Below are 20,480 nucleotides of genomic sequence, written 5' to 3'. Positions count from 1 at the left end.
GTTCGGAGACCCACCATGAGCACCGTCGACACCTCCGTCCGCCCGTTCCACCCGGTGGAACTGTCCTCCAAATCGTTCTGGGGCCGGACCGCGGCGGAACGGGAGAAGTCCTTCGCCATCCTGCGGGCGCAGGAGCCGGTCAGCTGGCAGCCGCAAGTCGAGGACCCGTGGATGCCCGAGGACATCCCCGGCTACTGGGCCGTGGTTCGGCACGCCGACATCGTCGAGGTCAGCAGGACCAGCGACGTCTTCGTCTCCGGTCTCGGCGTCACCTTCGAGAACCTGCCGCCCGACGTCCTGCGCGGATCGCAGTCGATCCTCGCGATGGACCCGCCGGATCACACCAAGATCCGCAAACTGATCAGCGCGGCGTTCACACCCAAACAGGTGCAGCGCATCGAAGGTCAGATCCGGGCCAACGCGACCGAGATCATCGACGATGTCGCGAGCGCCGGTTCGGCGGAGGTCGTGTCCCAGATCTCCGCGGTACTGCCCATGCGCACCGTCTGCGACATGATCGGCATCGAGCGATCCGAGCAGCCCAAGGTGGCCCAGGCCGCCGAGGTCATCACCGGATGGAACGACCCGGCCGTCCGCGGCGGCCGCGACCGCGGCGAAGCGCTCGCCGAGGTCGGTTGGTACCTGACGAAACTGGGCCGCCGAATCGCCCGTGAACGCCGCGACGAGCCCCGCGGGGACCTGATGTCGGCTCTGGTGCACGCCGAGGTCGACGGACAGCACCTCAACGATGTCGAGATCTCCTCGTTCTTCACCCTGCTCTGCGTCGCCGGTACCGACACGACCCGTCAGACCACTACCCACACCATCAAGGCGTTGACCGATTTCCCGGACCAACGCCGGTGGCTGATGGCGGACTTCGAGGGACGGATCAGGACCGCCATCGAGGAGATGGTGCGGTGGGCTTCGCCGGTGATGACCTTCAAACGCACCTGCGTACGGGACTACGTACTCGGCGGGCAGCAGATCCGGGCGGGTGAGAAGGTCGTCATGTTCTATCCGTCGGGCAACTGGGACACCGAGATGTTCACCGATCCGGATCGGTTCGACCTGTCCCGCGACCCGAACCCGCACGTGGGCTTCGGTGGCGGTGGCGTCCACTTCTGCCTTGGCAACCAAGTAGCCAAGAGCCAGCTCGAAGCGCTGTTCCGGGAGCTGCTGACGCGGATCCCCGATTTCCGGGCCGGCGAGCCGGAGATGCTGGCAGGCAACTTCATCCACGGCATCAAGTCGATGCCGATCACCTTCACACCCGAGAAGTGAGGCTAGAACCGTGAAAAGTTCACCGGCGGCCACCACCATCGGACGGCTCACCGGTCGGCTGGCGGGAAACGGGCCGGAGACGACCACCACCGATCCGGTCACCGGCGCCCCGCTGGCGACCGTGCGCCAGGCAACCGAAGCCGACGTGGCCGAGGCATTCCATCGCGCCCGCAAGGCGCAACTCGCCTGGGCCGACGTACCGGTCGGGCGACGCGCCGAACCGTTTCTCGCGTTGCACGACAATGTCATCAACAATCAGGAACTCATCGGCGTCATCCAGGCCGAGACGGGCAAATCCCGCAACAGCGCGTTCGAGGAGACTCTCGACATCGCCGGGGTAGCTCTGTACTACGGACGCCGCGCGCACCGGTTCCTCGCGCCGCGGCGCCGGGCGGGCGCGATCCCGCTCGCCACCCGGGTCCGCGAACTGCGCCGGCCCAAGGGCGTCGTCGCGATCATCTCGCCCTGGAACTACCCGTTGTCCCTCGGCGCGGGCGATGCGATCCCGGCGCTGCTGGCGGGCAACGCGATCGTGCACAAGCCCGACACGCAGACCGTCTGCACTGCTCTGCTGGCCAGGCAACTGCTGGTCGAAGCCGGACTGCCGGAGGAGTTGTGGCAGATCGTGGTCGGCGAGCCGGAGGTCGTCGGTGACACGCTGATCGACTACGCCGACCACGTCTGCTTCACCGGATCGACGAGTGCCGGTCGCCGGATCGCCGAAGCCGCCGCCGCGCGCCTGATCGGCTGCACGCTCGAACTCGGTGGCAAGAACCCGATGATCGTCCTCGCCGACGCCGACATCGGCAAAGCCGTGACCGGGGCGGTGCGGGCCTGCTTCTCCACCAGCGGCCAGCTGTGCCTGTCCACCGAACGCCTCTACGTCGCCGATGCGATCTACGACGAGTTCGTCTCCGCCTTCGTCGCCAATACCGCGAAGTTGCGGCTCGGCAGCGGCCCGGGCTTCGACTACGACATCGGGACCCTGACGCTCCGACGTCAGTTCGACCGGGTCCACGAGCACGTCGAGGACGCCCGGAACAAAGGTGCCCGTGTCCTCGTCGGCGGGCAGCCCCGGCCGGATCTCGGTCCGCTGTTCTACGAACCCACGGTCCTCACCGGCGTCACCGCGGACATGACCGTCCACCGGACGGAGACATTCGGTCCCGTCGTCTCGCTCTACCGTTTCCGAGACCCCGACGACGCTGTGGCGATGGCCAACGACTCCGAATACGGGCTCAATGCCAGCGTCTGGACCCGCGACGTCGGCCGCGGACGCCGCATCGCCGAGCGAATCCGATGCGGCACGGTGAATATCAACGAGGGCTACGGTGCGGCGTACGCGTCCAACGACGCGCCTATGGGCGGCATGAAAGCTTCCGGGCAAGGTCGCCGCCACAGCGAGCACGGCATCCTCGAGTACACCGAACTGCAGACGGTCGGAAGTCAGCATCTCGTGGGCTTCGATCCCCCGCGGGGTGTATCCGTCGAACGCAACGCCGCCCTGCTCACCGCCACGTACAAGTTGATGAAAGTGCTGCACCTCAAATGACATCCCTCTCCCGCACCGCCGCGGGCGCACGCCCGGACGTAAGCGCCTCCCCCGGCCCGTATTCCGTTCGGGCGCGCACCATGTGCGAAGCCTTCCAGGCCACGGTCGCTCGGAACCCGGACGCCGTCGCGATACGGACCGTCGGCGGAGTCCGCACCTTGACCTTCGCCCAGTGGGGACGGCAGGTCCGCGAGCTGGCCGCGGGGTTCGCCGCGCTCGGTATCGGACCCGGCGACACCGTGGCGTTGGTGCTGACCAACCGGCCGGAGTTCTATCCACTCGATGTGGCCGTCCAGCACCTCGGCGCCACAGCGTTCTCCGTCTACAACACCTCCGCGCCCGATCAGATCGCCTACCTGCTGCGCGACTCCGAGTCGAAGATCGTCGTCTGCGAAAAGCAATACCTGTCCACAGTTGTCATCGCCGCGGCAGGTACCGCCGTACAGCACATCGTGTGCGTCGATGACGCTCCCGAGGGCTGCCTCGATCTCGACGGCGTTGTCGCGGCGGGCGATCCCGCCTTCGATTTCGACAGCGCTTGGCGGGCAGTGGATCCCGATGACGTGCTCACCCTGATCTACACCTCCGGCACCACCGGCGACCCCAAGGGCGTCCAGGTCACCCATGCCAACATGCTCGCCATGGTGCTGGGCGCGGAGAAGCTCTGGCGGTCCGAGCCCGGCGACCGCATCATCTCGTTCCTGCCCTCGGCTCACATCGCCGACCGATTGTCGGCGCTGTACCACCTGATGGTGGTCGGGAACCAGGTCACCACCGTCGCCGACCGCAAGGACATCGCCCGAGCGCTCGTCGACGTGAAACCGACCATTTTCGGTGCCGTTCCGCAGGTCTGGCAGAAGCTCAAAGCCGCGATCGAGGCCAGGTTGGGCGAGGCGACCGGACTCAAAGCGCGTCTGGCCCACTGGGCGGTGGACGTCGGTCGCCGCAAATCCGATCTCGATCTCGACGGCAAGCCGGTACCGGCACTGCTCGGTGTGCAGCACACGGTGGCCGACGCTGTCGTCCTCACCAAACTCCGTCACGCGATCGGCCTCGGTGACCCGAAACTCGCGATCTCCGCCGCCGCGCCGCTGTCGGAAGAGATACTGCGGTTCTTCAACGGACTCGGCATCCCGGTTTCCGATGCGTGGGGCATGTCGGAGTTGTCCGGTGTAGTCACGATGAGCGCCAAGGGCCAGGTACGTCCCGGCACGGTGGGCGCTCCGCTGCATGGCGTCGAGATCCGAATCGCCGACGACGGCGAGATCCTCGTCCGCGGTCCGATGGTGATGAAGGGGTACCTCAACAAGCCCGAACAGACCGCGCAAACGGTGACCGCGGACGGGTGGGTCCACACCGGCGATATCGGGGACCTCGATGACAAGGGCTATCTGCGCATCGTCGATCGCAAGAAGGAACTGATCATCAACGCCGGTGGCAAGAACATGTCGCCCGCGAACATCGAGAACTGGATCAAGGCGTTCTCGCCGCTGATCGGCCAGGCAGTCGCCATCGGTGACAACCGCAAGTACAACGTCGCCCTGATCTCCCTCGACCCGGAATCCAGCATCGCCTACGCGGAAAAACACGACTTGCCCCGGACCGCGAGCGCACTGGCCGCTCATCCCGTGATCATCGACGCGATCGCGCAGGCGGTCGAGCAGGCGAATACGAAGCTCTCCCGCGTCGAGCAGATCAAGAAGTTCCGCATCGTCCCGGACTTCTGGGAGCCCGGCACCGATGTGCTCACCCCGACGATGAAGCTGCGCCGCAAACCGATCCGCGATCGGTACGCCGACCTGATCGACGATCTCTACACCTGATGGGCGCACGATCGGCCCGACGGTAATCGCCTATCTGCCGAGGAGATACAGATGACCCGTACGACAGTGCCCAGCTACTGCCGCATCTGTGAAGCCGGCTGCGGCATTCTCGTCGACGTCGAAGGCGGCCGTGTGCTCGGGATCCGTGGCGATCCCGAGCACCCCTCATCCCGAGGTCTGATGTGCCCCAAGGGATCGCTGATGGCGAAGGTGACCCACGACCCCGAGCGCCTCACCGAGCCCATGCGCGGCGATCGCCACGGCAACTTCGTGCCCGTGACATGGGATGAAGCGCTCGACGACATCGCCGGACGGGTCCAAGCGCTGGTCGCTCGCCACGGACCGAACTCGATCGCGTACTACTCCGGCAATCCGGCCGGGTTCAGTATGGCCGGGCACATGTGGTCGAAGATGTTTCTCGAGCACCTGGGATCGAAGGGCTCCTACAGCGCTGCCCCGCAGGACACCTCGTCACGCTGGGCAGCATCCCACTTCCTGTACGGCAACAGCCACGAGACTCCCCTGCCCGACCTCGACCACACCGACTTCTTCCTCTGCTTCGGAGCCAACCCGCTGGTCAGTCACGGGTCGCTGATGTCCAGCGGCCGAATCCGTGAGCAGCTCGCCGAGATCGTCGAACGCGGTGGCCGGGTCGTCGTCGTCGACCCGGCCAGGACCAAGACCGCGCAGATCTACGAGCACGTCTCGCTCTCGCCGAGCAGTGATCCGCTGGTGATCGCGGCGATGCTGCACGTGATATTCGCCGAGAACCTCATCGCCGCTTCGGTTTCCGAACACGCTGTCGGACTCGCCGCACTCGCCGCGGCGGTCGCGCCCGCTTCACCGGAAGCGGTGGCCGGTCGCACCGAGGTGGACCCGGACGCAGTACGTTCACTCGCCCGCGACTTCGCCACCGCGCGCACCGCGTGCGCCTACGGCCGGCTCGGTCTGTGCCGCGGCGAGTACCCCACACTCGCCAACTACTTGCTCGACGCACTCAACGTCGTGACCGGCAATCTGGACCGCCGCGGCGGAGCGGTGTTCGGTCACGGCTTGATCGACTTCCCAGCGATCAACGCCAAGGTCGGACGTAGTTCGTACGCCGGCGAAACGACGCGGGTCGCGAATCTGCCGATCGTCGGCGGACGCAAACCCTGGGTACTGGCCGAAGAGATCCTCACTCCCGGACCCGACCGAGTCCGTGGGGTATTCCTGGTGGCGGGCAACCCGGTGTCGTCGACCCCCGACGCAGGTCGCCTCCTGCAGGCGTTCGATCAGCTCGACCTGCTGTTCTCGGTGGACTTCTACATCACCGAATCCAACGAGCGTGCCGACTACGTGCTACCGGCGCCGACCTTCCTCGAGCGTGCCGACGTACTGCTGAATTTCGGCGGGGGAATGACCCGCCCCTGGACGCAATGGACCGAACCGGTCATTCCACGCATCGGCGATACCCGCGAGGAGACCGAGATTTTCGCGGAACTCATGCGCCGGACCGGCGCTCCGGAGGGGCCCGGACCGTGGGAGCTGATCGACCAGATGGTCCGCAGCGGCGAACGCGGCGCCGCCGAGAACTGGACACTGGACCGCATCAAACGGCACCGGCACGGTGTCGAATTGGGCGGTGAGGTCCCCACCGGCGTGCTCGCCGAGCGGATCGCGCTCTACACCCACGGTGCGCGCGACAAGGTCGATCTGGGCGCGGCGGAGGTACTCGATCAGCTCGCCGAATTCCTCGATCGCCCGCCGCTGCCGCCCGGCATGCTGAGATTGATCAGCCGCCGTCATCTCCGCAGCATGAATTCCTGGATGCACAACGCACGGCCTGCCCGCATCGGCGGTGGCCCGACCCTCCATCTGCACCCCGCCGATGCGGCGGAGCGAGGCATCGCCGACGGTGACACCGTGGTCCTGTCCTCGGACATCCGCGCGGCCGAGGTGATCGTCACCGTCACCGACACGGTACGGCCGGGAACAGTCAGCTACCCCCACGGTTGGGGGCATTCGGGCAGATGGTCGAACGCCGTCGCGCACGGCGGAATCAACATCAACACGCTGATCCCGAACGATCACGCCGCGAAGGACCGCCTCTCGGGAATGTCGTTCCTGGACGGCGTTCCCGTCACCGTGACGGCGAAGTCACGAGCCCGCTGAGCGTCGGCCCACCTTGCCGAACACTTCGGCAGCCGAGGCACAGTGACCTCGGCCGCCGACACGCGTGCACGCCGGCTACTGCGAAGGGCCACCCAGCTCGTCGCCGGCCACGGCGGCCATCTGCTCAGCATCGACCAGTTTCACGCGCGGCCGGTGGGAGGCCTGTCCCAGCGCCCGTTCGTATCGGTCCAACCGCAGCCATCCCGCGTAACCGAACGCGTTCGGACGGCGAGCGGCGACCAGATCGTCCAGTTTCTCGGCGCCGAGGGCCGGTTCGCGTAGCCGGCCGGTGGCGTGGTCGGCAAGCAATGCCTCGACGGTTTCGTGCGCGCACCTCTTGTTGGTGCCGATCACGCCGGATGGCCCGCGCTTGATCCAACCCGCGACATAGGCCCCGACAACAGGTTCGCCGGTAGCGGGGTCGAGGACGCGACCGGCCCGGTGCGGCAACCGACCGGCCGCATCGTCGAACGGTAGGCCCGGGACCGGCCGTCCGCGATACCCGGTCGAACGTAGTACGAGCCCGCAGGTGAGCTCCTCGAACTGCCCTGTGGGTATCGCCTCGGGACGGCCGGTCCCGGATACATCCATCAACTCGTTCACCCCCACACGCAGGGCACGCACCTTCTCCTGCCCAAGAATTTCCACCGGAGAACGCAAGTAGCGCAGAACGATGCGGCGATTGTGGCGCGGACGCCGTGCCGCGAAACGCTGGACCACCGATACCTTGTAGCGCGCGATCTCGCCATCCGGGCCCGACGGCAGGTCGGTGACCTCGTCCGGCCGGGCCTCGGCAGGGTCGACGACCACGTCCGCGTTTCGCAAGTGGCCCAACGCCATCAGCTCCGGGGTCGTGTACGCCGCCTGAGCAGGACCTCGACGACCGAGCACGACGACCTCGCGGATCCGGCCTGCGCCCAGTTGCGCCAACGCGTGGTCGGCGATGTCGGTCCGGGCGAGATCCGCGGGGTCGGCGACCAGAATCCGCGCGATGTCCAGCGCGACATTGCCGTTGCCGATCACCACGGCTCGTTCGCAGGACAGATCGAAGGTGCGCTCACGGGCGTCGGGAGAGCCGTTGTACCAGGCGACGAACTCTGCGGCCGAATGACTGCCGGGCAGATCCTCGCCACGGATACCCAGCCGCTGGTCTGCCGAAGCCCCCACCGCGTAGATCACCGCATGGTGGTGGTTGGACAACTCTTCGTGTGTGATGTCGCGTCCCACTTCGACACCGAGGTGGAAGGTGAACTCCGGACGGGCCGCAGTGCGCTCGAAAAGCTGAATCACCTCTTTGGTCTCCGGATGGTCCGGCGCCACCCCCGCCCGGACCAGGCCCCACGGCGTGGGCAGCCGCTCGAACATGGTGACCCTCGCGCCGGGATGGCGGGCCAGCACCTCCGCAGCGGCGTAGCAGCCGGACGGTCCCGAGCCCACGATCGCGACTCGCAACAGCGTGGTGGTGGTGATCACCGGCTCGGGCGCGACCTCCTCGGCAAGTCGCATTCGGCCCGGCACCAGAGACGACGGCGCTCGCCGGCTTTCCTGTCCGGGCCCGGCATCGAAGTACCGGGCATTCAGGCCGGCGAATTCGCGCGTCCGCGAGGTCAACTCGTCATCCGGCACGATCGCGCCGACCGGACACGCCTCGATGCAGGCTCCGCAGTCGACACACAGCTCGGGATCGATGTACAGCATCTCCGCCCGCGCGTAATCGGGTTCGTCCGGGCCCGGATGGATGCAGTTCGCAGGGCATACCGCGACGCAGGTTGCGTCGTTACAGCAGGGCTGGGTGATCACATGGGCCACAACTGCGCTCCTTTGCAGCACTTCAGGAACCCAAGGAACCCGAATGCTCGTGGCGGCCGAACTCCACAGAAACAGCGGCGAAGCGGGAACCGGGCACCTCGCAGTACCGATCACTGCGCCAATTGCAGTGCGACGACACAGCTGCCGGGTGTGTTGATCCCGCCTCGTCCACGACGGCGCCGTTGCCGCCTCCTGGCTACCGGCAGAACACCCGCACCATAACATAGTGTCCGTTATTGTCCGGATCGCGGGTGACGCACACACGTGCACGATTGCCCATCCGGCGTCACGAAGACGATGGGCGCGCCGATCTCCACTGCCCCAAAATGCGCGCTGTCTGCGGAATTTCGTCGACTCGGCGGGACCGGGCCACCGCACGACGCGGAGCCTTCGATTCTTCGGACTCCGCCGCGGCTGCCAACGCCGGCTCGCCTCTACCGCGACGCACGCTGCCGGCGGATCGGGATGCGGGAGTGCCACAAGGGCACTCGGAGCAAGAGCCCACGACATATTGACCTGTGCCGCCGACCACCAGTGTCTCAAAATGAGATCTGACTCACAGCGAAGGCGCGTAACGTGGGTTCACGGCGATGAAACTAAGGAAACTCGATGATGAGCGACGACTACGCCGGTGTACGGCTCCTGCAGGCACGAGATCAATTCCTGAGCTCGGGGGCGGTCGACGGCAAGCTGATCTCCGACACTGTCCGCGACTCCTGGCAGCGTTCTCGTGAGCTCCGGATCCACCCCGACCGTGTGGACCTGCCTTTCGTCCGGGAGCCGGACCTGGAGTCCCCCTTGGTCACCGCGGCCTCGCCGGTCATCCATCGTTTGGCCGATACGCTCGCGCCCCAGACCGTCAGTGTCATTCTCACCTCGGCCGACGGACTGGTCCTCGACCGTGTCGCCGCCGACCCCAGCATCCGCCGCACCCTGGACGCAGTGCAACTGGCTTGCGGCTACAGCTACGCGGAGAAGTTCGTCGGCACCAATGGCATCGGCACGGCGGCGGAGACCGGGCGACCGACCTTCATCCGCGGCGGGGAGCACTACCTCGGCGCCCTCGGACAGCTCACCTGTGCCGGTGCCCCGATCCGTGACCCACTCTCGGGGCGCATCGTCGGCATCCTGGATCTGACTTGCTGGGCACAGCAGTCGGATCCGCTGCTGGTCGCATTGGCCAAGACAGCGGGCGCGCAGATCGAGGATCGTCTGCGCGCCCACACCACCGAGAGCGAAGCCGCGCTGCTGGAGACCTATCTGCGGCAATGTCGCCGCTACCCCACCGGCGTCCTCGCTGTCGGAGACGACATCGTGTTGATGAACCGATATCTGCGTCAACAGCTGGACGCCCTGGATCAACACGCCATCCTCGAACACGCAGCCGATCTCCAGCGCTCGCTGGCGACCACGACGAGCGCCGTGCTGCCGAGTGGAATGTTCGCCAAAGTGACTGTCGCGGAACGGATCAGGCTGCGAAGTGGCCGAACCGACATCGTCACCCACATCACCCTGACCGAGAGCGCCACCAGCAGCCCCCGTCTCATGCCTCGTTCCCCGACGATCCCCGGCCTGGCGGGTAGGAGCACCTCGTGGCGGCGAAGCTGCCAGCAGGTCGAACGCTGCTGCTCCGATCGCAATTGGGTGGTCCTCGACGGCGAACCCGGTTCGGGCCGCGCCAAACTCGCGGAGATGGTCGCCCATCACGTGCGCCCGGACAAAACAGTTCGAGTGCTGCGCACCGGTCGGCACCTCGACGCCGAGGATGTTCTCGCCGCGCTCGAAGCCGAAGTCGCCAAAGACGACTTCGACATCGTTCTCGCCGATGTCGACAAACTGCCCGGCGAGGTCATCGAACCGATATCCGCCGTTCTACAGTCTTGCGCGGGCCGCGGCTGGATCGCGGCCACGATGAGCTCGATGAACCAATCCCCTGATGTGGAAGCTCAGGTGCTCCCACTGTTCATGCACACCGTGCCGGTGCCCGCGCTCCGTCACCGCATCGAAGACCTCGACGACCTGGTACCCCACCTGCTCCGAGAACTCACCAGGGGCGCCGACATCGAGCTTTCCCCCCTGACGCACCGGCAGTTGTCGAAATTGCCGTGGCCCGGAAACGTCGCACAGCTTCGCCAGGTCCTCATCGACACGCTGACCCGGCAACGCTCCGGCGTCATCATGCCCGACAAACTCCCACCCGAGTGTCATTCCGTCGCTCGACGCACCCTCACGTCGATGGAAGCTCTCGAACGCGACGCGATAGTGCGCCGCCTCCACGATCACAACGGTGACAAACAAGCCGCCGCGGCCGACCTCGGCATCTCACGTGCCACGATGTATCGCAAGATCAGGCAATTCGGAATCGGCATGGAATGCCACTGACCTTTCCCGAACCGTAGTGCGGCGGGGCCGGGTGGTGCACGCGCAGAGTGCTGGTGCACCATGATCCGGATGGCGACCACCGCGGCCGGATGCGGGGCCGCCCTTGACGACCCCGCATCCGACGGTGGCAGTAGGCGCCGGTACGTCGGATCTTCGGGTTCCGGTCGCACCCCACCGCGATCGGCCGACCGGCTGGAGATCAGCGACCGATCACATCGCGGAGCGGCTCGTCACGGTATCTCCAGCTCTCCCATACGCGCCCAGTCGGTACCAGGAATCTCGGTATGGATGATGCGCGGTGTCTCGGACAGCGCCGGCCGCATCGCGTCCAAGCCCTTACGGAAATGGTCGGCCTTCACGTGATCCACACCGGCCTGGCTGTCTCGAAAGGCCTCCACCAAGACGTACTCCGCAGGGTCTTCTGTGCTGCGGTTCCATTCGAACCAGAGGTTTCCCGGTTCCGCCCGAGTAGCGGCGGTGAACTCGCTGGTTATGAGCGGCCACTCATCCTGAAATTCTTCGCGCACTGCGAATTTCACCACAATGAAAATCATGATGACCCTATCGATCGTCGGTCGATTTCAGTAGATGTTGGAGGGACGGACCATGCCTTCGGCCAAGTCGCCGAAGCCGGGGGCGATGATGGCGCCGGGATTGCCGACGACCTCCTCCACTATCGCGGTCTCGGTTGTGATGAGCAGGGCCGCAATGGATGCCGCGCTTTCGAAGGCAGCGCGAGTCACTTTGAACGGATCTATCACTCCGTCGTCGAACATGTCGCCGTACGCACCGGTGAGTGCGTTGAAGCCGTGGCCGAGCGGCAGCCCGGCGACCACCTCGACAACTTCGTCGCCGTCGAATCCGGCGTTGATCGCGATCCACCGCAGCGGTTCGGCGAGTGCCCGGCGTACGACGTCGCAGCCGATGGCCTCGTCACCGGGGAGATCGAGATCCGCCAGAATGCGGTGCGACTGGGCCAGGGCGGTGCCGCCGCCGGCGACGATGCCCTCCTCCACCGCGGCGCGCGTCGCCGCCAAGGCATCTTCGACTCGCAGCATCCGTTCCTTGAGTTCGACGCTGGTGGCGCCGCCGACTCGGATGACCGCCACGCGGCCGGTGAGCCGGGCGATGCGCACTTCCAGGCTGTCGCGGTCGGCGTCGATCTTGGCGCGTTCCAGTTGCGCTTCCAGTTGCGCGATGCGGGCGTCGAGCAAGTGCTGATCCCCCCGGCCGCCGACGATGGTCGTCTCGTTCTCCGTCACCGTGATGCGGTCACAGGAACCGAGGTGCGCGAGGGTCACTTCGGACAGTTCGATGCCGGTGTCCTTCGCGATGACATGCCCGCCCAGAGCCACGGCCAGGTCTTCCAGTTCCGCGACACGGCGGTGCCCGAAGCCGGGAGCACGCACGACCACCGATGGCATGGTCTTGTGCATGTTGCCGCCCACGAGCAGTTGCAGCGCCGGCCCGTCGACGTCCTCGGCCAGCACGACCAGCGGCCGGTCGGCCCGCTTGGCCACCTCGATGCTGGGCATGATGTCCTGCACCTGGGTGATCTTCTTGTTGGTCAGCAGAATCAACGGGTTGCTGTGGACCGCTTCCATCCGCTCCGGGTCGGTGACCATATAGCCGGAGGTGTAGCCGTGATCGAACTCGATGCCGTCGACGATGTCGACCGACAATCCGAACGCGTCGCTCTCCTGTGTGCTGACGATTCCGGACTTGCCGACGTACTCGACGGCCCGCGCGACCGCCTGCCCGATGGTCTCGTCGTCACTCGCCGCGAGGGTCGCGATCCGCTGCAGGTCACTGAGACCGCCGACCTCGGCGACCTGCTCACCGAGCGCAGCGATGACCGTGGCCACGGCCCGCTCGATTCCGCGGCGCACCCGCATCGGGTTGGCGCCGGCCTCGACGGCGCGCAGCCCCTCGCGGACCATGGCCTGGGCAAGGACCGTGGCGGTGGTGGTTCCATCGCCCACCACGCCGTTGGTCTTCATCGCCACTTCCTTGACCAGCTGCGCTCCCATGTTGGCGAAGGGCTCGCGCAGCTGTATTTCGCGGGCGATGGTCACGCCGTCATTGGTGATCGTGGGCGGCCCGGTGAGCTTTTCCAGCACCGCGTTGCGGCCCTTGGGGCCGAGGGTTACCTTGACCGCGTCGGCGAGGGCGTTGACGCCCTGCTCCAGCCGGGATCGCGCGTCCTTGTTGTAGCGTAGCTCTTTTGCCATGGCTGGCTTCCTTTCGTGCGTCGTTGCGGAGGAGTCGGCCTAGGGGACGAGAATGGCCCGGCCGCGTACCCGCCCGGCATCGAGATCATCGAGTGCCTGCTGGAAGCCGGTGAGCGGATATTTGGTCGTGTGCAAGGTGACCTTGCCCTGGGCGGCGAGGGTCATGAGCTCCTGCAGGTCGTTGTAGGAGCCGACGAGATTTCCGATGAAGTTGATCTCGGTGGAGATCACGTCGATCGTCGGGACGTCGATGTTCTCGCCGTATCCGACGACGTAGTAATTACCGGCGCGGCGCAGCATCGCGATTCCCTCTCGGGTCGCGCCGCCTTCACCGACGAAGTCGACGACGGCTTCGGCTCCGTGTCCGCCGGTCAGCTCCAGCACCTGCTGGATGTGCGTCCCGTCGGCGACGATGCCGTGATCAGCGCCGATCTGCACCGCGAGCTCGACCGCGGCGGGGTTGCGGTCGAGGACGACCACCGTCACCGCGGAGATCGCTTTGAGAACCTGAATGCCGATGTGACCGAGGCCTCCGGCGCCGATCACCACGCACACATCGCCCGGGCGGGTCGTCTTCGCGACCTTCGCGACCGCGTGGTAGGCCGTCAGGCCCGCGTCGGCGAGCGCCGCGACGTCCGCCGGCTCGAGCGAATCGTCGATCCGGACCACGCTGCGGGCGGTGGTACGCAGATATTCGGCATAGCCACCGTTGACGTCGATGCCCGGGAACTGGCTGTGCTCGCAGTGGACATCGTCGCCGGAGCGGCAGGCGCGACAAAGTCCGCAGGTGATCAGGGGATGCAGGATCACCTTGTCGCCGACGGCGACGTGGGTGACCGCATCGCCGATGGCGTGGACCCATCCAGCGTTCTCGTGGCCGATCGTGTACGGCAGCTCGACACCGCTCTTCTCCTCCCACTGCCCCTCGAGAATGTGCAGATCGGTGCGGCACACGCCGGCGCCGCCGATGCGCACGATCACATCGAGAGACCCCTCAATGGTGGGTTCGGGAATTTCGGTGAGCTGCAGTTTGGTGTGGTAACCCACCACCTGCACGGCCTTCATTGCGGGCTCCTGGTTGTTCGGCGGTTGATGATATGCGGTGTTCCGCCGACGGACTCGCTGTCGGCGTAGCGGGTAGCGAGCAGACCGCGGCAGAAGTGGGCGTTGCCTTCCATCGATATGCGCACCGACTTGGCGAATCGCAGGCGGATCGGTACGGATTCGGGCGGTATGCGCTGCCCTTTGTCGTCGACGAATACCCGGCTGGCCGGGCAGATGCTCAACCCGATGTCCATGCGGCGGCGCAACAGTGCCGCCTTGTCCTTTCCGGGCGGTAGGTCACCGACGGTCAGTTTGTAGATCTCATTGGCGCCCACGCGGCTTCGCTTCAGATACGCCTCGACGCATCGTTCCATCGCCGCGGCATGCGCCTTCACCCGAAAAGTCCTGCGCAATTCGTGCAGGCTCTCCTGCGCCTCGGATCCGAAGGTGCCGACATACCCGGCGTCGGCGGCCAGGCCGGCATTGATCTTGTCACTGTCGTGATGATCGTCGAGCAGCACCCGGACCGTACCGGCTCCCTCGACCAGGCGCAGGGCGTCCAGGGCATCGGAGGCCATCAAGTAGGCGAAATTGGGCGAACAGAAAGCGGTGGGCAGACGCAGGTGAACAGTAACACCGTCGTCGTCGAGGATCAGCGATCGCACAAAGCCCAGATCGGTGATCGCCTCGTCCAACTCGGGGTCCATGACCGTCGAGAGCGCCCCGAGCACGTCCTGTTCCGTGCACACGGCGACGACAGTCATGACGACACTGATTCCCGCGCCCCGGATACGACGTCGTCCTGCCCGGCGCGCAGCTCCACGGGGACGTCGATGTCGTACAGGGCTGCCGCGTTGAGGCCCAGAATCTTCTTCTTCTGCTCGACGGTGATCGGGGCGTACTCGGTGAGGTCGGCCGGGATCTGGAAATCGACGAACTTCTCGATCAGCCACTTCGGCGTCCAGAGCGCGTAGTCGCTGCCGAACAGGATCTTGTCCTCACCGATCCAGTAGAGGAGCTCACCGATGATCTGGGCGAAATACCGGGGCCGCGTGTGGATGAACGGCAATGCCACCGCCAATCCGCCGTAGACGTTCGACTCCTGGGTCGCGATCCAGCAGAAGTCCTCCAACCGGGGCAGGCCGACGTGCTCGACGATGAAACGCAGGTCGAGGTAGTCGGTGGCGACCTTGTCGATATCGGAGACATCGAACGCATCGCGGTCGAGTGGGCGGATCGTCGGGCCCTTGTGGACGTGGATGTTGTTGATGCCCAGCTCGACGCATTCCTCGAGGTAACGCCGCGACCAGGGGTCGTCGAGCTTGTAGCCGCGGGAGTCGCCGTACCATTCGGCGGTGTAGAGCTTGACGCCCTTCAGGTTCATGCGCTCGGCGTCCCTGCGCAGCTGCTCGAGGCCGGCCTGCTCGTGACGCGGGTCGTAGGCGTGGTTGTAGGTCAGCTTGCCGGGGTTCTTGCGCACCAGGGCGAGCGCTTCCTCGGTCTGCCCGAATCCGTTGTGGTAGAAGTCGCTCAGCAGCGTGGCTTGAAAAATCGCGTGGTCGACATATCCCTCCACGAACAGATCCCGCTCGAAGCGGTCGCTGCCGTAGTAGGTGTAGGTGTCGTAGTCCCACAGGTATTCCTCGGGGCTGAGGTTCTTGTGGTAGTCGTAGAAGCAGTCGATGAACTGCTTGCCGTGCACGTTCTTGTGATTCGACTCGCGGCCGTCCCAGATGTGGACGTGGCCGTCCACGACGAAGTACTTGTCGCCATTTTTCTCGTACATGCTGAATAACTCCGATATTCGGGCTGTGGGATGGTGCGGCGCCGTCGCGCACGACTGGTTGCGCGACGGCGCCGGCACGCGGTTACTGCAGGGTGCTGATTCAGTGCGCGGTGAGGTCGAATCCGATGTATTCGGCGGCGTCCTCGGGGCTGGCGAAAAGCAGGGTCTTCTCGTCGAGGTGGACCATGCGCCCGTAGTGCGTGGAGCTGATCTCCTCGAAGGTGGAACCGTCGAACTCTTCGCCCAGAGCGTCGCTGAGTTCGGCGTAGTCGAAATCGAGCAGGCGCTGGCCGTCGACGCGGATCATCGACGGATACTCGGTCAGCTCGACGCCTTCCTTCGCGCCCATCACCCCCGCGACGACGCGTCCGATCGGGGTGTTCATCAGGGTGACGCCACACATGTTCGAGAACTCGGTGGACGATCCGAATTGCATGCTGCTCACTTGTCCAACTCCTTGGGGATATCCAGCCCGAGGTCCTCGAGCAGGGAACCGAACTTCTCCTTGGCGGTTTCGAGGCTGGTCGCGAAGGTGACCGCCTTGTCGGCCGGCTGCGACCAGATCGGCTGCAGCGCCCGAGCGGCGTCGAGGCACCGCGGCACCCAGGTCTCGAGCCAGCTGCCGAACAGCTGCTTGTTCGACGCGCCGTACTCGGGATCCCGAGTGAGCAGGCGGAACAGATTGCGGGTGTAGGCCAGGTCGCGGTCGTAGTCGTGCTCACCGGTGCCCACGATCGTGGGCGTGATGTAGTCGCCGTTCCCGGCGGCGATCTGCATGACCAGTTCGCTGCGGAACAGCGAGCCGACCAGTTGCTCGAAAACGATGTTCGAGGCGAACAGCAGTTCACACCAGTCCGGCACCGCGGTCAGCCGCTCGACCACCTCGCGGGTGGGTTGCCACTCGGGCGCGGACTGCCAGACCTGCTTGTGCACGGTGCCGTCGAAGTCCTCGGTGGCTTCGGACAGATCCAGGTTGAACAACGCCAGGTCCTGCGCGAACCGCAGCTTGTGGGCGGCGTTCACCGCGACGGCGGTGTTGATCATGTTCGTCGGGCAGGAACGCTGGACGGAAGTGAACACGTGCAGCGCAAGACCGTTTTCCGCGTGCATCCACGCGCCCAGGTTGCGGGCGATGAACGTGAGCCACGGGGTGTTCCACGCGTCGTAGACGCGAGCGCGCTTGGCGTTCGACAGGCACAGGTCGACCTGGTGGACCACCTTGGAGTTGTTGCGGTAGATCGTCTGATCCCACTCCTCGTTCGGGTCGAGGAAGGCATGCCAGTTCGACGACTTCGCGACCGTCCACTCTTTCGGGTATCCGCCCGGGCCGTCCGCGAAGCCGTAGATCCAGCCCTGGGTCAGGTGACGCTCAGGATCCGGCTGCACGTCGACGGTCACGTCCTCGTACATCGTCGAGCGCAGTTTGGCCGGCTTGTAATAGTTGTAGGTGCGGCTTCGGGAGCTGGGGAAATCCAGCGCTCCCGCCTCGGAGTCGGTGAATTCGATAGTGGGAAAGCTGCGTTGCTTGTTCCCGCTGAGTGCGCTCATCTCGTTTCTCTGTTCTTGTCGGTGCCGGAGAACGGCAGTTCCTGCGGTTACTGGTCGAAGGCCGGACTGGTGAACTTGTCGTAGAAGACCTGGTCTTTCGGGGTGTTGTTCGCCTCGAGCAGTTCCAGAGCCGCGTCGACCATCGGCGGCGGTCCGCAAAGATAGACCTCGGCTCTGCCGATGCCCGGTTCGCGGCGAGCGACCACGTCGGTGACATTTCCGCCCTCGGCAACGATGGATCCCGGGATCGACGCCGGGTCCATGGATTCCGAGAGACACACGACGAACTCGAATTCGGCCAGGGTCGCGCCCAGTTCGAGGATTTCATCGAGATAGAACAGGTCCTGCGGGGTGCGGGCCCCGTAGTAGAAATGCACCTGCCGGGTACTGCCCGTCTCGCTCATGTGCCGTAGCAATGAGAGAATCGGAGCCATCCCCGCTCCGCCGCCGATGAAGATCAGCGGCAGGACGTGACCCTCCTTGAGGGTGAAAGAGCCGTACGGACCGGTCAAACCGATCTCGTCGCCCACCGAGATCCCGTCCTCGAGCAACCCGGCGAACTTACCGCCCGGATATTTCTTGATGAGGAATTCGACCTCCCGCGGTGTCGACTGCGTCGTCGCCATCGAGAAGGACCGATGTTCCTCGGTTCCGGGGATACGCAGGTCGGAGTACTGGCCCGGTTTGAACTCGTAGGCCGCCGGTTCGACGATCCCCAACCGCAACGACACGATGTCCTTGGTCATCGGCTCGATCGCCACCACCTGTGCACGCACGTCCTGGATGGCGATACCGCTGAGCAGTTCGTCCTCGTCGAAATTGAGCAATTCGATTGTGCATTCGCTGAAAGCGTGTGCCCGGCAGAGCAATACGAATCCCTCCTCGACCTCGGCGTCATTGCACGCGAAAGTCGAGTAGTTCTCCATCTGGATTTCGCCGTCGAGGACATAGGACTTGCACGCCGAGCACCGCCCCTCACGGCAGCCGTGCATCAGGTGAATCCCCTGTCTGAACGCGGCATCGAGGATCTTCTCCTCTTCGTCGACTTCCATTTCGATGTCGACGGGCTCGAATTTGATGCGGTGCTTGTCGCCCACGGGTGCCTCTCCTGGACTATGGAACTGGTGTCAGGCAGTGGGTGGCACCGGGCTGGACACCGGTGCCACCCACCGTCCCGGGGTCAGGCCGAGACTCCGCCGGCGCGGTAGGCGGCGACATGCGCCTCGCGTTCGTCGTCGGACATCTGGTTCAAGAGCACGTTCGGGCTCTGGAACGTGTTGCCACGCACGTCGTCGAGGGTCCACAGCTTCTTCGGGTCGTCCAGATTCAGATGCGGCTGGCCCACAAGGGTTTTGCCGTCGTCGCGGACGTACCCGAGATCGGAGACGATGTCGGCGAGGTCCTTGTCGTGGTGCAGGGTCTCCCACTCCCGGAATCCCGTGAGCCGGCCCATGTTCGGGGTCGGACGGCCTTCGTACTCGCCGCGGAATGCGACGGCGTCGGTCCAGTGGCAGGTTTCCGAGCAGTAGGTCCGCCACTGGCCATCGACCTTGTCGACAACCAAGTCCTCACGAATGAGCGCAGGCACCATGCAGGTCCAGCACCGGTGCGGGTACTGGTAGCCGACCTCCTCGAACGCGATCGGCTTGTTCCGGCCGGGGTAGGCGAGCCGGTTGTACTCCTCCCACCACTTGCCGTACTTCGAGTACCAGCCCGGGTACTTGTGCTCGAACCACTCGAAGTCCTTGTCGGTCATCGCGTCGATCCGCCAGTAGTTCACCGGCCAACCGGTGGCGAAGAACCGGCCCACCTCATGGACATAACCCTTGTCGACGATGCGCTTCCACGCTTCCTCGACCAGGTCGTGCGGAATCGTCAGACCGTACTTCTCGAGCGGGATCAGGTAGCTGCGGTAGTAGTCGTCGTAGATCCACCGCCGCCACATCTCGGCGTAGCTCTCCCGATCCTTGCGGCGGTCCTTCGTGCCGTACTCGATGAAGGTGCCGATCGCGGCGTCGACGACACAGTGGTTGTTCCACCACGCGTACCGCAGGTCGCGTTCCAGCAGCGGGCGGTTGCGTTCGTCGGCAAGCGCCATCAGCAGGATCGAGTAACCGTTGGAGATGTGCCGGGACTCGTCGGACTGCACCGAGTGGAAGACGGTCGGCAGCAGGTAATCGCCATTCGCTGCCGCCTCGTCGGGCATGGCCACGAAAAGGGTGTTCGTGAAGGCCGTTTCCGCGACGACGGTCAGGTAGATGTTGGCGGCCGTGATCGCGTCGCCGGTGATGAACCCTTCACCGAACTGCCGGCCGATGGTGCCCGCGTAGTTGTTCGCGAACGCCTTCTCGGTCATGTCGAACCCGGCGGGGTCGATGTAGTTGTTCATGTACAGCTTCTTGAGGTTCATCTGAATCGTCGAATGACGGACCTCATCGATCATCTGCACCGCCAGCCCGTTGTGGATCTCCGGGTTGGGCACGGCATCGATGGCCATCGGCATCGCCCGTGCGGCCGAGATCTCCGGGAAGGGAATGATCGACAGGAACAACTTCTGCCATTCGAGCCACCGCTGCTGCACCTGCCGGAACATGTTGCCGCGGATCGCGCCGTCCATGGCGCCGTACACGCGGTTGTCCTTCTCCTCCTCCATGGGGAAGTAGGACCGCATGATCTGCTTGAGCGGGTCCTTCTTCGGCGCCTTCTCGAAGGTGTAGTCGGTCCCGAATCGCGTAGCCGGCGTCGCGAATGTCGGTTCCCATGCCAACTCGGTGATTTTCGCGTGCGCCTTCGTCAGGCTTTGCCTACTCAATGTTCGCCTCCTGGATCGACAGCCGCCCGGTGGGGCAGCTGTGGGGCCGTTCCCTGAT

At 65.3% G+C, this 20,480-nt stretch carries 15 protein-coding genes; 5 read left to right on the top strand and 10 right to left on the bottom strand.

Annotated features, from left to right (window positions below; translation table 11 throughout):
• Positions 1-15 precede the first annotated feature (15 nt).
• From ACT89H_RS23585 to ACT89H_RS23570, 4 genes are read left to right on the top strand one after another with little or no spacing between them, the layout of a single operon-like run.
• The gene (locus ACT89H_RS23585; protein WP_445110830.1) at positions 16-1,281 is read left to right on the top strand and encodes a cytochrome P450; all 1,266 of its coding nucleotides are present in this window, start codon (positions 16-18) and stop codon (positions 1,279-1,281) included.
• A gap of 10 nt (positions 1,282-1,291) precedes the next feature.
• On the top strand, positions 1,292-2,833 hold the full coding sequence (locus tag ACT89H_RS23580) for a succinic semialdehyde dehydrogenase (protein WP_445110829.1): 1,542 nt from the start codon (positions 1,292-1,294) through the stop codon (positions 2,831-2,833).
• Positions 2,830-4,656 carry an AMP-dependent synthetase/ligase gene (locus tag ACT89H_RS23575; RefSeq protein ID WP_445110828.1) on the top strand — a complete coding sequence of 609 codons (1,827 nt, stop codon included), beginning with the start codon at positions 2,830-2,832 and terminating at the stop codon, positions 4,654-4,656. The genes ACT89H_RS23580 and ACT89H_RS23575 overlap by 4 nt, the downstream gene beginning before the upstream one ends.
• Before the next feature lie 51 nt (positions 4,657-4,707).
• Positions 4,708-6,810, top strand: a complete 2,103-nt coding sequence (locus tag ACT89H_RS23570) for a molybdopterin-containing oxidoreductase family protein (RefSeq protein ID WP_445110827.1) — start codon at positions 4,708-4,710, stop codon at positions 6,808-6,810.
• A gap of 75 nt (positions 6,811-6,885) precedes the next feature.
• Here the strand turns inward: ACT89H_RS23570 and ACT89H_RS23565 are convergent, their stop codons facing one another.
• Positions 6,886-8,619, bottom strand: a complete 1,734-nt coding sequence (locus tag ACT89H_RS23565; RefSeq protein ID WP_445110826.1) for an FAD-dependent oxidoreductase — start codon at positions 8,617-8,619, stop codon at positions 6,886-6,888.
• A gap of 612 nt (positions 8,620-9,231) precedes the next feature.
• On the opposite strand from ACT89H_RS23565, the gene ACT89H_RS23560 reads away from it, so the two are divergent.
• Positions 9,232-11,001, top strand: a complete 1,770-nt coding sequence (locus ACT89H_RS23560) for a sigma-54-dependent Fis family transcriptional regulator (protein WP_445110825.1) — start codon at positions 9,232-9,234, stop codon at positions 10,999-11,001.
• A 230-nt stretch (positions 11,002-11,231) separates the two neighbouring features.
• Here ACT89H_RS23560 and ACT89H_RS23555 read toward each other — a convergent pair whose 3' ends face one another.
• From ACT89H_RS23555 to ACT89H_RS23515, 9 genes are all read right to left on the bottom strand, one after another.
• Positions 11,232-11,555 carry a putative quinol monooxygenase gene (locus ACT89H_RS23555; RefSeq protein ID WP_445110824.1) on the bottom strand — a complete coding sequence of 108 codons (324 nt, stop codon included), beginning with the start codon at positions 11,553-11,555 and terminating at the stop codon, positions 11,232-11,234.
• Between the two features lie 27 nt (positions 11,556-11,582).
• Positions 11,583-13,232, bottom strand: a complete 1,650-nt coding sequence (gene groL, locus ACT89H_RS23550) for a chaperonin GroEL (protein WP_445110823.1) — start codon at positions 13,230-13,232, stop codon at positions 11,583-11,585.
• A gap of 39 nt (positions 13,233-13,271) precedes the next feature.
• Positions 13,272-14,297 carry an NAD(P)-dependent alcohol dehydrogenase gene (locus ACT89H_RS23545; protein WP_445110822.1) on the bottom strand — a complete coding sequence of 342 codons (1,026 nt, stop codon included), beginning with the start codon at positions 14,295-14,297 and terminating at the stop codon, positions 13,272-13,274.
• Positions 14,294-15,040 (bottom strand): iron-sulfur cluster assembly protein, encoded by a 747-nt coding sequence (locus ACT89H_RS23540; protein ID WP_445110821.1) that lies wholly within the window; start codon positions 15,038-15,040, stop codon positions 14,294-14,296. Before ACT89H_RS23540 ends, ACT89H_RS23545 begins: the two co-directional genes overlap by 4 nt.
• The gene (locus tag ACT89H_RS23535) at positions 15,037-16,062 is read right to left on the bottom strand and encodes an amidohydrolase family protein (RefSeq protein WP_445110820.1); all 1,026 of its coding nucleotides are present in this window, start codon (positions 16,060-16,062) and stop codon (positions 15,037-15,039) included. The genes ACT89H_RS23540 and ACT89H_RS23535 overlap by 4 nt, the downstream gene beginning before the upstream one ends.
• Positions 16,063-16,162: 100 nt before the next feature.
• Complete coding sequence (mimD, locus tag ACT89H_RS23530) at positions 16,163-16,498, bottom strand: propane 2-monooxygenase effector subunit MimD (protein WP_445110893.1); 336 nt, start codon at positions 16,496-16,498, stop codon at positions 16,163-16,165.
• A gap of 5 nt (positions 16,499-16,503) precedes the next feature.
• Positions 16,504-17,610: an aromatic/alkene monooxygenase hydroxylase subunit beta gene (locus tag ACT89H_RS23525; RefSeq protein WP_445110819.1), complete on the bottom strand. Its 1,107-nt coding sequence runs from the start codon at positions 17,608-17,610 to the stop codon at positions 16,504-16,506.
• A 47-nt stretch (positions 17,611-17,657) separates the two neighbouring features.
• Positions 17,658-18,707 carry a 2Fe-2S iron-sulfur cluster-binding protein gene (locus ACT89H_RS23520; RefSeq protein ID WP_445110818.1) on the bottom strand — a complete coding sequence of 350 codons (1,050 nt, stop codon included), beginning with the start codon at positions 18,705-18,707 and terminating at the stop codon, positions 17,658-17,660.
• Positions 18,708-18,790: 83 nt separating this feature from the next.
• The gene (locus ACT89H_RS23515; RefSeq protein ID WP_445110817.1) at positions 18,791-20,422 is read right to left on the bottom strand and encodes an aromatic/alkene/methane monooxygenase hydroxylase/oxygenase subunit alpha; all 1,632 of its coding nucleotides are present in this window, start codon (positions 20,420-20,422) and stop codon (positions 18,791-18,793) included.
• Between the last annotated feature and the right edge of the window lie 58 nt (positions 20,423-20,480).

Source organism: Nocardia aegles (genome assembly GCF_052545135.1).
The sequence above is the reverse complement of the archived record's forward strand: the minus strand, read 5'-3'. Positions and strand labels throughout refer to the sequence as shown.